The organism is Nonomuraea sp. NPDC049378 (assembly GCF_055586745.1).
Genome location: NZ_JBVJHP010000038.1, coordinates 57538 through 69197, shown reverse-complemented (window position 1 = coordinate 69197; position 11660 = coordinate 57538). Strand labels below are relative to the sequence as shown.

12 protein-coding genes are annotated in these 11660 nt (G+C 73.2%); 1 reads left to right on the top strand and 11 read right to left on the bottom strand.

Features of this window, described 5'->3' with window-relative positions; all coding sequences use genetic code 11:
* Positions 1-377: 377 nt before the first annotated feature.
* The 7 genes from ACZ6SA_RS47015 to ACZ6SA_RS46985 are packed head-to-tail and all read right to left on the bottom strand — an operon-like array spanning position 378 to position 6802.
* Positions 378-1046, bottom strand: a complete 669-nt coding sequence (locus ACZ6SA_RS47015; protein ID WP_347644723.1) for a GntR family transcriptional regulator — start codon at positions 1044-1046, stop codon at positions 378-380.
* Positions 1047-1060: 14 nt separating this feature from the next.
* On the bottom strand, positions 1061-2005 hold the full coding sequence (locus tag ACZ6SA_RS47010; protein WP_443153184.1) for an ornithine cyclodeaminase family protein: 945 nt from the start codon (positions 2003-2005) through the stop codon (positions 1061-1063).
* The gene (locus ACZ6SA_RS47005) at positions 2002-2967 is read right to left on the bottom strand and encodes a proline racemase family protein (RefSeq protein ID WP_465835827.1); all 966 of its coding nucleotides are present in this window, start codon (positions 2965-2967) and stop codon (positions 2002-2004) included. The genes ACZ6SA_RS47010 and ACZ6SA_RS47005 overlap by 4 nt, the downstream gene beginning before the upstream one ends.
* Positions 2968-2978: 11 nt before the next feature.
* The gene (locus ACZ6SA_RS47000; protein WP_347644726.1) at positions 2979-3980 is read right to left on the bottom strand and encodes a proline racemase family protein; all 1002 of its coding nucleotides are present in this window, start codon (positions 3978-3980) and stop codon (positions 2979-2981) included.
* A 13-nt stretch (positions 3981-3993) separates the two neighbouring features.
* On the bottom strand, positions 3994-5409 hold the full coding sequence (locus tag ACZ6SA_RS46995; RefSeq protein ID WP_465835824.1) for an FAD/NAD(P)-dependent oxidoreductase: 1416 nt from the start codon (positions 5407-5409) through the stop codon (positions 3994-3996).
* On the bottom strand, positions 5406-5648 hold the full coding sequence (locus tag ACZ6SA_RS46990) for a (2Fe-2S)-binding protein (RefSeq protein ID WP_347644728.1): 243 nt from the start codon (positions 5646-5648) through the stop codon (positions 5406-5408). Before ACZ6SA_RS46990 ends, ACZ6SA_RS46995 begins: the two co-directional genes overlap by 4 nt.
* Positions 5645-6802: an NAD(P)/FAD-dependent oxidoreductase gene (locus tag ACZ6SA_RS46985; protein ID WP_465835839.1), complete on the bottom strand. Its 1158-nt coding sequence runs from the start codon at positions 6800-6802 to the stop codon at positions 5645-5647. Before ACZ6SA_RS46985 ends, ACZ6SA_RS46990 begins: the two co-directional genes overlap by 4 nt.
* Positions 6803-6915: 113 nt before the next feature.
* On the opposite strand from ACZ6SA_RS46985, the gene ACZ6SA_RS46980 reads away from it, so the two are divergent.
* Entirely contained in the window at positions 6916-7902 is a 987-nt protein-coding gene (locus tag ACZ6SA_RS46980) for a COX15/CtaA family protein (protein WP_465835822.1), read from the top strand.
* A 114-nt stretch (positions 7903-8016) separates the two neighbouring features.
* Here ACZ6SA_RS46980 and ACZ6SA_RS46975 read toward each other — a convergent pair whose 3' ends face one another.
* Genes ACZ6SA_RS46975 through ACZ6SA_RS46960 form a run of 4 tightly spaced genes read right to left on the bottom strand, consistent with a single transcriptional unit; the run spans position 8017 to position 11557 of the window.
* Positions 8017-9201 (bottom strand): PrsW family intramembrane metalloprotease, encoded by a 1185-nt coding sequence (locus ACZ6SA_RS46975; protein ID WP_465835820.1) that lies wholly within the window; start codon positions 9199-9201, stop codon positions 8017-8019.
* The gene (locus tag ACZ6SA_RS46970) at positions 9188-10180 is read right to left on the bottom strand and encodes a cation diffusion facilitator family transporter (RefSeq protein WP_347644731.1); all 993 of its coding nucleotides are present in this window, start codon (positions 10178-10180) and stop codon (positions 9188-9190) included. The genes ACZ6SA_RS46975 and ACZ6SA_RS46970 overlap by 14 nt, the downstream gene beginning before the upstream one ends.
* Positions 10177-10560, bottom strand: coding sequence for an ArsR/SmtB family transcription factor (locus tag ACZ6SA_RS46965; RefSeq protein ID WP_465835818.1), 384 nt, complete (start codon positions 10558-10560; stop codon positions 10177-10179). The genes ACZ6SA_RS46970 and ACZ6SA_RS46965 overlap by 4 nt, the downstream gene beginning before the upstream one ends.
* A 52-nt stretch (positions 10561-10612) precedes the next feature.
* Positions 10613-11557 carry a heme o synthase gene (locus ACZ6SA_RS46960; protein WP_465835816.1) on the bottom strand — a complete coding sequence of 315 codons (945 nt, stop codon included), beginning with the start codon at positions 11555-11557 and terminating at the stop codon, positions 10613-10615.
* Positions 11558-11660: the final 103 nt, after the last annotated feature.

Genomic DNA, 11660 nt, shown 5'->3' with positions numbered 1-11660 from the left:
TCCCCCCCCCCCCCCCCCCCCCCCCCCCCCCCCCCCCCCCCCCCCCCCCCCCCCCCCCCCCCCCCCCCCCCCCCCCCCGCGCCCGTGGGATGGGGTCTCGGGCGCGCGGCGGGGGGCTCGGCCTCGGTGGGCGGGTGTGCCGAGCCCGGTGAAGGTCAGCGGAGTGCGGGAGTCCGCGTGACCAGGCTGACGCCACCGCCCGGCAGCGGGGATGGCGTGGTCCGGCGGTCCGATGGACCGGGACGACGGGACAGCCGGGCGCCCGCGCGAGGCGCCGCTCAGCCGGCCCGCATCGAGGTTACCCCGATCGGGGAGCACACGATCCCTAAATGTCGGAACTTACCGCTCGGATCACGGGTTAACCCGGATTGTCGGGCTCAGTGCTCGGCCCAGATGCCGCGTACATGACCGATGTGCTCTTCCATGATCTGGGTGACGGCGGCGGCGTCGCCGCTCTTGAGCGCGTCGAGCAGCGCCAGGTGCTCCCTGGCAGAATCGGCCAGGGAGCCCCGCTCGGAGAGCTGGGACAGCCCGTAGAGCCTGGCCCGGGTGCGCAGGTCGCGCACCACGGAGACCAGGTGGGCGTTGCCGCACAGGGCCAGCAGCTCGACGTGGAAACGCAGGTCGGCGTCGACGTACGCCAGCAGGTCGCCCCGCTCGCTGGCCGAGACGATCTCCTCCGCGGTGGGCCTGAGCCGCTCGAACTCCTCGGCCCGCGCGCTGTCGGCCAGCCTGGCCACCGTGGGCACCTCGATGAGCTGCCGGATCTCGGTGAGCTCGTCGAGATCGCGGTCGGACAGCTCGGTCACCCGGAAACCCTTGTTGCGCACCGCCTCGACCAGGCCCTCTTTCGCCAGGTCGAGCATGGCCTCGCGGACGGGCGTGGCCGAGACGCCGAACTGGGCGGCCAGCACCGGCGCGGAGTAGACCACTCCCGGCCGCATCTCACCGGTGATCAGCGCGGCGCGCAGCGCATGAGCGACCTGCTCCCGCAGGCTCTGCCGCTCCCCCACCATCGGCAGGTCGAGCCGGTCGTCGGCGACCATCCCGCCACCCCCTCCTACGTCCAGGCCTCGTAAGCGGCAGCCGCCACCACGAGGTCCTCCCACGCCATGCCCGTGCCTTTGAACACGCGCGGCCCCGGCCCCACGAGCACTCTTCCGGCGATCAGGTCCGCGAGGTTGCCGGCGAGATGACCAGTGGTGATCGTACCTTGGCGGATCGGGACGATCAGGTCACCCGCCTCTTCCATGGCGGCCGCCCTGGCCTCGACGACCACGGTGGCACGCGCGACGAGATCGCCGTCGAGCTCGCGGGCGCCGGGCTCGTGCGACCCTACGGCGACGACGGTGGCGCCGTCGCGGGCGAGCTTACCGGGGAACAGGGGTTCCCTGGCGGTGGTGCAGCAGGCCACGAGGTCGGCCCCCGCCAGCGCCTCATGGCTCCCGCCGTCCTCGGCCGAGGTCAGCGCCCGCGCGTCCAGCCCGAGCGTGCGGCAGTGCACGGCGAGCGCCTCCGCGCGTCCGGGATCGCGCCCGACGACCGTCACCTCCGCGACGGGCGCCACCTCGCGCAACGCCGCCACGTGCCCCCACGCCTGCGGCCCGCTGCCGTACACCACCAGCCGCCGCGCTCCCGGCTCGGCCAGATGGCGGACGGCCAGCGCCGAGACGGCGGGCGTGCGCAGCGAGGTGAGCGCGATCCCGTCCATGGCCGCGAGCGGGGCCAGCGTCTCGCCGTCCAGCAGCAGGTACGTCCCCTGGATCCGGGGCAGCCCTCGCCCGGGGTTGGCCGGCGCGACGGTGGCGGCCTTCACCCCCGCGTACCGCCCGGCCGCGGCGGGCATCAGCAGCAGTTGCCCGGCGGGCACGTCCACGACCGACCGTTGCGGCGTGTCCTCAGGGTCGAGCCCGGCCCTGAGCGCGTCCTCGAGAACCTGTACGGCCCGCGCGGGCGGCACCAGCCGCTCCAGCGTGGCGGCGTCGAGATACGGCAGTGTGCTCATCGCAGGGTGAACCCCGTTCCCATCGGATCGTCGGGATCGAGCTCGAAGGAGTGCCGCCCGGTCCGGTACGCCATGCCCTCGATCTCCGGGACCACCGCGCCCTCGGCGACGCCGGCCACCCGGGCGCGGAAGGTGCTGCCGACGACGCTCGTGTGGATCAGCGGGCCGCGCAGCCCCGAGTCGTGCAGCAGCGCCAGCCGGGCGGCGGTGCCCGACCCGCAGGGCGAGCGGTCCACCTCCCCGTCGGCGAACACCGTCACGTTGCGCTGGTGCGCCACGCCGTCCACGTCGGGCAGCTCGTCGTAGAAGATCACGCCGTAGACGCCGGAGAGCCGCTCGTCGGAGGGATGCCGGGAGGCGGGATGGCCGGCCAGGCCGGCCTTGACGCGCCGGGCGCGCTCGATGAGCGCGGGCAGGTGCCGCGGCTCCACCGACAGCCCCACCGCCGCGGCGGGCAGGGAGGCGTAGATGGCGCCGCCGTAGGAGACGTCGACCGTCACCCCTCCGGCCGGCACGCCGCGGGCGATCACGAACGACGGGACGCTGACGAACGTCACCCCCCTCACCTGGCCCCCGGAGCAGCGCACCCGCGCCGTGACCCGCCCCGACGGCACGTCGACGACCACGTCCGTCTCGCCGTCGGGAGCCGCGTCGGCCAGGCCCTCGCGCACCGCGTGCACGCCCAGCGCGATCGTGCCGTGGCCGCAGGCGGTGGAGAAGCCGTCCTTGTGCCAGAACAGCGCGCCGAACCGCGCGCCGGAGTCGTCGGGCGGGACCAGGAAGCACCCGTACATGTCGGCGTGGCCCCGCGGCTCGTGGCACAGCAGCCGCCGCACGTGGTCGAAGTCCGACATCGCCGTGGAGCGGCGGTCGAGCACGCTGGAGCCGGGGATCCCGGGCACGCCGCCGGTCACGATCCTGAACGGCTCGCCACCCGTGTGGTAGTCGACCGTCGTGATCACGCGCTCTCCGCTCACAGCTCGAATCCGGCGGGGAAGGGGTCACGGGGGTCGAGGAAGTACTGGGCGGTGCCGGTGATCCAGGCGCGGCCGGTGATCGACGGCACCACCGCGGCGCCGCCGCCCACGGCGGTCTCCTCCACCAGCCGGCCGATGAACCGGGTGCCGATGAACGACTCGTTCACGAAGTCCCGCCCGAGCGGCAGCTCGCCGCGGGCGTGCAGCTGGGCCATGCGGGCGCTGGTGCCGGTGCCGCACGGCGAGCGGTCGAACCAGCCGGGGTGGATGGCCATGGCGTGCCGCGAGTGCTGGGCGTCGGAGCCGGGCGCGGCGAAATAGACGTGGTGGCAGCCGCGGATGCGGCCGTCCTCCCGGTGCACGGGCTCGTCGGCGGCGTTGACGGCCTCCATGGTGGCCAGACCGGCCGCGATGATCTCGTTCTTGGCCTTGCGGTCGAACGGCAGGCCGTAGGAGCCGAGGTCGACGATCGCGTAGAAGTTGCCGCCGTAGGCCAGGTCGTACGGGATCGTCCCGAACCCCGGCACGGTCACGGCGGCGTCCAGCCGGTCGCAGTAGGAGGGCACGTTGCGCAGCGTCACCGACGTGGCCATGCCGTCCTCGACGGCCACGTCCACGGCCACCAGCCCGGCGGGGACCTCCAGCCGCACGGTGGTGACCGGTTCGGTGACCTCCACCATGCCGGTCTCGACGAGCACGGTGGCCACGCCGATGGTGCCGTGCCCGCACATCGGCAACAGCCCTGACACCTCGATGAACAGCACGCCCCAGTCGGCGTCCGGCCGGGTGGGCGGCTGCAGGATGGCGCCGCTCATCGCCGAGTGGCCGCGCGGCTCGGTCATCAGCAGCGTGCGGACGTGGTCGAGGTGGTCGCGGAAGTAGACGCGCCGCTCGGCCATGCTCGCGCCGGGGATCACGCCCACGCCGCCGGTGATCACACGTGTGGGCATGCCCTCGGTGTGGGAGTCGACGGCGTGGAAAACGCGCTTGGTCCTCATCGCAGCCCTTCCGTCACGGGGTCCTCCGGGGTTTCGGGTGAGGGGGTGGATCGTCCGCGAGGGCCGGATCGGTCGCCTCTACGCCCTCGCTGAGCGCGCCGAGGGTGACCGGCTGGGCGATGGGGCGGCGGGGCGGCTGCGGCGGCTCCCCCGCCAGGCACGAGACGGCGTATCCGCAGATGCGGCCCTGGCACCATCCCATGCCCGGCCTGGCCAGCAACTTGATGGAGCGCGCGTCGGTCGCGCCGAGGTCCTGCGCCTCGCGTACGCGGGCCAGCGGCACCTCCTCGCACCGGCACACCAGCGTGTCGTCGCGCAGCCACCCCTGCCAGCCCGGCATGACGGGGTAGGCCCGCTGCAGCGCCTCCCCGAACGCCCGCCACCGCGCCCGCCGGCGAGCGAGCACCCCGGGCACCCCGGGCCGCGTCCGGGAACCGGCCACGACGGCCAGGCCGGCGATGCGGCCCTCCAGTTCGGACAGCCGCCACCCGCCGACCCCCGTGGGCTCGCCCGCCGCCCAGACACCCGGGACGGTGGTGCGCTGCGCGGCGTCCACGGTGAGCACCGGGCTGCCGTCCACGTCGTGCCGGGTCCGGCAGCCGAGTTGCGTGCCCAGCTCGATCTGCGGCACGAAGCCGTATCCTGCGGCCACGGTGTCGCACTCGACGACGCGGGTGGCGAGGATGTTCCACCCCTCGTCGAGGCGGGCCACGGTGACGGCCTCCACCTCGCGCTCGCCGTGCGCCGCGACCACCGCCTGGCGCGTGCGGTACGGCACCCGGTGCCGGGCCAGGCCCACCGCGTACCGTGCCGCTTCGCCCGCCTTGTCCAGGGCGAGGAGCGGCCGCCTGGCCAGCCCGAGCCCGCTGCCGGCCTCGAACACGCCCAGCACGCGCGCCCCCGCCCCGGCCAGCCCGACGGCCACGGGGAGCAGGAACGGCCCGGTGCCGGAGACCACGATCCGCCGGCCGGCCACGACGCCGCTGCCCTTGAGCAGCGCCTGCGCGCCGCCCGCGGTGAGCACGCCGGGCAGGTCCCATCCGGGAAAGGGCAGCGGCCGGTCGTGCGCGCCGGTGGCGATGAGCAGCTGCCGCGCCCGGAGAGCGACCGGGAGCTCGGCCTCCCTTCCGTCCCGAGCCGGCGATGACCGTGTGACGCAGTGCACGACCAGGGTCCCGTCCGGTTCGCGGGCGGCGCTCCACGCCTGGTGCCGCAGCAGCACGTCGGCACGCTCGCCGAGGGCCCGGCCCTGGCGCAGGAACCGGCCGAGCCCGGGCTCCGCGCCCGGGACGGCGGAGTGGCGGAAGTACTGGCCGCCGAGCCTCGCCCCGGAGTCCACGAGCGCCACCCGCAGGCCCGCCCGCGCCGCCGTGAGCGCGCCCGCGACCCCCGCGGGCCCGCCTCCGATCACCACGAGGTCGTACGTCACGACGTCGCCACCTCGTCCCCGGGCGCGGCCTCCAGGAGGCAGGCCCGCTCGGGCGCCCGCCCGTTGACGGAGATGAGGCAGTCGAAGCAGACGCCGATCCCGCAGAACAGCCCTCTGGGCCGGCCGCCGAAGCGGGTGCTGCGCCACGACCGCACGCCGGCCGCGTGCAGGGCCGCGCCGATCGTCTGCCCGGGGACGACCGGCACGGGCCGGCCGTCGACCGTGATGTGGAACGTCACTGGTCCTCCTCGGAGAAACGTCCGGGCCGGAAGGGGCTCAGGTCGAGGTCGGGCTTCTGACCGGTGATGAGCTGGGCGAGCAGGTGCCCGGTCGCGGGGGCGAGCCCGATCCCCGCCCCTTCGTGCCCGCACGCGTGGTACAGCCCGGCCACGCGCAGGTCGGCGCCGATGACGGGCAGGTGGTCGGGGCAGTACGGCCGGAACCCGCAGTAGGACCTGATGGCCCGCACCTCGCGCAGCGCGGGGAAGAGCGCGACCGCCTGCCCGGCCAGCCGCGCGAGCACCGGCACCGACGTCGTACGGTCGAAGCCGACCCGTTCCCTGCTGGCCCCGACGAGCACTGTCCCCGCGGGGGTGCCCTCGACGACGGCGGACGTCTCCAGCCCCGCCGAGTCGCTGGCGACGTTCGTGACGTAGGCGGCGGTGTAGACCTTGTGCCTGATCAGCGGCTCGCGCAGGGGTTCTGTGACGAGGACGAACCCGCGCCTGGGCAGGATCGGCAGGTCGACGCCCGCCAGCGCGGCCACCTCGCCGCCCCAGGTGCCCGCCGCGTTGATCACCGCGCCGCCGCGGACGTCGCCCCGCGAGGTGCGCACGCCCGTCACCCGGCCGCCGGAACCCGTGACCCCGGTCACCGCGGCGCCCAGCCGCAGGCGCAACGTGCCGCGGCCGAAGCCGCGCGCCCCGTGCCTGAGCAGGGCGGCGGCGGCCAGCATGGGCTGCACCTGGGCGTCCTGCGGGTAGTGCACGCCGCCTGCCAGGTCGCCGGCGAGGTGCGGCTCGTAGTCGCGCAGCGAGCCGGCGGGCACCAGGGTGTGCTCGACGTCATGAGCGGCGGCCTGTCCGGCGGCGAGGTGAGCGAGCCGCTCCTGGACCTCGGGGGTCTCGGCGACGACGAGCCCGCCCTTGGCCTCGAACTCGAACCCGCCGTCCCCGCCGTGCCGCTCCGCCAGCGAGCGCCACAGCCGGTTCGACAGGACGGCCAGCTCCAGCTCGGGCCCTGGTTCCTTGTCGGACACCAGGACGTTGCCCTCGCCCGAGCCGGTCGTGCCGCCCGCCACGGGGCCATGGTCGATCACGGTCACGTCGAGTCCCGCCCGTGCGGCGTAGTAGGCGCAGGCCGCTCCCACCACGCCGGCGCCGACGACGATCACGTCGGACAAACGCCACCACCTCCCCTCAGTAATATGTCACATAGCCAATAACCTTGAGAAGCCCCGTTCCGCCCCGTTCAGGGACCGGCCCTCCGGGCCCTTACCATCGATACGTGAAGCTACCCACGGACCATCCCCACCCCCTTGTGCGCCGCCTGTTCTCCTTCTGGGCGCCCACCGAGAGGTCGATGCGCGGCTGGGCCATGGCCTCCGTGGTGGTCAACGCGGGCATCACGGTGACGGGCGCGGGAGTGCGGGTCACCGGCTCCGGGCTGGGCTGCCCGACCTGGCCCAGGTGCACGCCAGACAGCTTCATCCCGGTCGCGCACCCCGAGGTCTCACCGCTCAACATGGCCGTGGAGTTCGGCAACCGGCTGCTCACCTTCCTGGTGCTGGCCGTGGGGGTCGCGTGCGTGCTGTCCGCGCTGCGGATGACGCCGCGCAGGCGCTCGCTGGTGCTGCTGGCCTGGCTCCAGCCGGTCGGCATCGTGGCCCAGGCGCTGTGGGGCGGGCTGGTGGTCAACACCATGCTCAACCCGTTCACGGTCGGCATGCACTTCCTCATCTCCAGCGGCCTGATCGCCGCCTGCTGGGTGTTGTACGCCCGCGCGGGCGAGGGCGACGCCCCCGCGCGCCGGGTGACGCACCGCGACATCAGGCGGCTCGGGCACGTGCTGCTCGCGGCGGTGTTCGTGCTGCTGGTGGCCGGTGTGGTGGTGAGCGGCACGGGGCCGCACTCGGGCGACGCCATGGCCTCCCGCTTCGACCTGGACATCGAGGCCGTGGCGCGCATCCACGCCGACATCGCCTACGTCGTGGTGGGGCTGACGTTCGCGCTGGCGTTCGCGCTGCACGTGAACAACGCCCCGCGCCCCGCGCGCCGGGCGGCGCTGGTGCTCTTCGCGGTGGAGCTGGCCCAGGGCGTGATCGGCTACACCCAGTATTTCCTGGCCGTGCCCGCCATGCTGGTCCTGCTGCACGTCCTCGGCTCGACCCTGGTCTGGATCGCCGCGCTGAGGGTGGTCACCGCGCTGCGCACCCGTTCCCATGAGGCCGCCTCCGCGGGCCCCTCCCCCACCGCGGCGCACGCCGCCGTCTGAGGGGATGAGCCCGGGTTTGGGGCGTTAGGTCCGCCACTCCCCCGCCCCGACGCGCGCGTGATTTGCACGGAAACGTTCGCCGCGCTCCGCACCACACCGCTCCGCGACGTCGCCTCAGCCGGGAGCGTAGCCCGGCGGCGGTGAGCCCCTGGCGACCGAGCCGGCGGGCATCGACCGCGCCGGGAAGTCCGCCCTGGCGGTGCTCATGCACTCCAGCAGCGCCCGCTGCTCCTCGTGGAAGGTCTGCTCGTCGACCACGTGGCGGGCCGCCCGCTCGTGCAGCAGGCCCAGCTCGGTGGCGGCCAGCTGGTAGTCGCGCATCGCGCGCAGCCCCCGCCTGCCGCCGTGGGCCTTGGCCCACTGCCTGGCCTGCCGCCGCCGGGTGAACGCCGACAACATGTAGATGTCGGCCTGGGTGACCAGCTTGGTCGGCTCGTACGGCGGGAGATAGCGCTGGATGAGGGCGACGATGCGCCGCCGGTCCCTGAACACCACGCCGATGAGCACGACCAGCACGACCAGCAGCGTCAGGTAGGCCACCACGAGCCCGGGGAAGCCGCCGTAGGAGGCCAGGCCGTTCCACAGGCCGTGCAGGATCATCGCGGCCGACCAGCCGGCCAGGACGGGGAAGATCCGATCGCCGCCGCCGCGCTGGGCCGCGTAGGCGACCGCGACGCCGATCATGGAGCTGAACAGCGGGTGCGCGAGCGGCGACAGGATGCCTCGCAACACCACCGTGACCGCCAGCCCTTTGACGCCCGAACCGGACAGCGCGGCGATGTAGTAGCTGACGTTCTCGCTCATGGCGAAGCCGAGGCCGACCATGCTCGCGTAGATGACGCCGTCGGTCGGCCCGTCGAGCTCGGCCCTGCGGAACCTGAGCAGGCCCAGCAGCACCAGGCCCTTCATCGTCTCCTCCACCACGGGCGCGCCGAACGTGGCCGCGATGTTGCGGGCACTGGCCTCCGACAGGCGGGCGGTGTCGATGATGTAGTGCAGGTTGAGCGAGTTGACCACGCCGGCGACCAGCACCGCGATGCCCGCGCCCCACGCGAACGCGAAGATCAGGTTGCTGCGCGGCTCCGGCTCCATCCGGTCGAGCGCCAGCACCGCGGCCAGCAGCAGCGGCACCGGCGCCAGCGCCAGCATGAGGGCGATGAAGAACTGCACCGGCGCGCCGTTGAACACCACGTCGAACGAGAACGAGACGAGGGCGCAGATGCCGGTGAGCACCAGCCCGATGATCAACGCGAACGATGGGCGGTCCTTGAACACCCAGCGTGGATCACGGGTCGCCATAGGGTGACCTTAACGGATCAGAGTGCCGGGGTCCGTGCGGGTCGGAGCAGTGCGGGTCAAGGCCGGGCGTGCCGTGGTCGACCTGGAGCGTGGTGTGGCCGATCTCGAAGCGCTCGTGCAGCAGGCGGGCGAGGCGCGTGCGTACGTCGTGGCAGTCGGAGCCCTCCGCCACGATCACGTGGGCCGACAGCGTGGGATAGCCGCTCGTCACGGCCCAGACATGCAGGTCGTGCACCTCCTCGACGTCGGGGTCGGCGGCCAGCACACCGCCGATCTCGTCGGGGTCGAGCCCGCTCGGCGCCGCCTGCAGCAGCACCCGGCCGGAGTCGCGCAGCAGCCCCCAGCCGGCCTTGAGCATGAGGGCGGCCACCACCAGGGCGGCGATCGTGTCGGCCTGGCGGAAGCCGGTCAACCAGACCACGACACCCGCCACCGCCGTGGCGATGAAGGCGTACATGTCGTTGAGCACGTGCTGGAAGGCGCCCTCGACGTTGAGGCTGCGCCGGTCGGCCCTGGACAGCAGCCAGACGGCCAGCGCGTTGACGGCGATGCCCGCCAGCGCGGTGAACACGACGACGGGCCCCGACACCTCGGGCGGCTCCATGAGCCGGCGCACGCCCTCGTAGACGAAGTAGGCCACGAGCAGAAGCAGCGTCACGCCGTTGACCTGCGCGGAGAGGATCTCGGCCCGCTTCCAGCCGAACGTGTAGGCGCCCCTGGCCGGCCTGGCGGCGATGCGCATGGCGAGCAGGGCCAGCGCGATGGCGGTCGCGTCGGTCAGCATGTGGGCGGCGTCGGAGATCAGCGCGATCGAGTTGGCGATCACACCGGCGATCACCTCGACGACCATGTAGCCGACGATGAGCGCGAGCGCCCCGGCCAGATAACGCCGGTCGGCGTTCGCGCTCAACGCGTGGCCGTGCCCATGACCGGGCCCGTGCCCATGACCGGGCCCCCGGCCGTGATGATCTCCGCTCATCCGGTCTCCTTCAGATGCTCCCGGCTCAGGTCGAGCAGCATGCGGACATGGGCGTCGGCCAGCCGGTAGTAGATCATCCGTCCGGCTCTGCGGCTGGCCACGATCCCCGCCGTACGCAGCAGGCGCAGCGCGTGGGAGACGGCCGTGTCGGTCACCTCGACGGCGTCGGCCAGGTCGCACACGCACAACTCCCGCGCCTCCAGCAGGGCGTAGAGCAACCGGGCCCGGGTCGGGTCTCCGAGCAGGCGGAACAGCTCGGCCAGCCGGGTGGCCTCTTCCGGCGTCACGAGCCGGTCGCGGGTGGCCGCGACCCTGGCGGCGTCCGGCTCCTGCACCGTGCAGCCGTCCAGACCCGTGATAACACCTGAAGAGCTATTCATATGTGCACTATAAAGACCGGGAAGGGCCCGGCGCAACGGCCGGGCGGAGACTTCAGGCGAGCAGCGGATCGATCGCGACCGCGAGGAAGAGCAGCGCCAGGTAGGCGTTGGACCAGTGGAAGAACCGCATCGGGCGCAGGGCGACACCGCTCTTGCCGGCGTTGAGCCGGCCCAGCAGGCGGTGCACCTCCCACAGGCACACGGCGCCGAGCACGGCCGCCACGACGGGGTAGAACAGCGTGGTGCCGGCCACCGGCCACAGCGCCAGCGAGCACAGCACGGTCGCCCACGTGTAGGCGATGGACTCCAGGACGACCCGCCGCTCGGTGGCCACCACGGGCAGCATCGGCACCTTGGCCGCCGCGTAGTCCTCCTTGTAGCGCATGGCCAGCGTCCAGGTGTGCGGCGGCGTCCAGAAGAACACCACCCCGAACAGCACCAGCGGCGCCCAGGCGAGCCGGTCGGTGATGCCCGCCCAGCCGATCATCACCGGCATGCAGCCCGCGATGCCGCCCCACACGATGTTCTGGGCGGTGCGCCGCTTGAGGATCATCGAGTAGACCAGCACGTAGAACAGGATCGCGCCGGTGGACAGCAGGGCGGCCAGCGCGTTGGTGGTGAGCCACAGGCCCACGGTGGAGAGCACGCCGAGCACGATGCCGAAGACGAGCGCCGCGCGCGGCGACACCTGGTGCCTGGCCAGCGGCCTGCGGCGGGTGCGGCGCATCTTCTGGTCGATGTCACGGTCGACGTAGCAGTTGAGCGCGTTGGCGCTGCCGGCCGACAGGGTGCCGAACACCATGACGGCGACGGACGTCCACAGCGGCGGCAACCCGCCCGCCGCGAGGAACATCACGGGCAACGTCGTGATCAGCAGCAGCTCGATGATCCGCGGCTTGGTGAGCGCGATGTAGGCCTTGACGATCATGCCGATCGAACGCGGCTCGCCCACCTTCGGGGAGGGGGCCGTCGCCTGCCTGTTGGTGAGCACCGTCAAGGCGCTTCCAGCCTGTGCGGGGTCAACGCGTAACCTCTGATTAGAGCGGATCCATGGGTGGGCGCCGTGACGCCTCTGCGAACAACCAAACTGTAGTCGCAGG

Excerpts from the sequence above, each read along its gene's own strand:
- ACZ6SA_RS47015 (WP_347644723.1), bottom strand. The coding sequence starts at position 1,046 with ATGGTCGCCGACGACCGGCTCGACCTGCCGATGGTGGGGGAGCGGCAG.
- ACZ6SA_RS47010 (WP_443153184.1), bottom strand. The coding sequence starts at position 2,005 with ATGAGCACACTGCCGTATCTCGACGCCGCCACGCTGGAGCGGCTGGTG.
- ACZ6SA_RS47000 (WP_347644726.1), bottom strand. The coding sequence starts at position 3,980 with ATGAGGACCAAGCGCGTTTTCCACGCCGTCGACTCCCACACCGAGGGC.
- ACZ6SA_RS46975 (WP_465835820.1), bottom strand. The coding sequence starts at position 9,201 with ATGGCGACCCGTGATCCACGCTGGGTGTTCAAGGACCGCCCATCGTTC.
- ACZ6SA_RS46970 (WP_347644731.1), bottom strand. The coding sequence starts at position 10,180 with ATGAGCGGAGATCATCACGGCCGGGGGCCCGGTCATGGGCACGGGCCC.
- ACZ6SA_RS46965 (WP_465835818.1), bottom strand. The coding sequence starts at position 10,560 with ATGAATAGCTCTTCAGGTGTTATCACGGGTCTGGACGGCTGCACGGTG.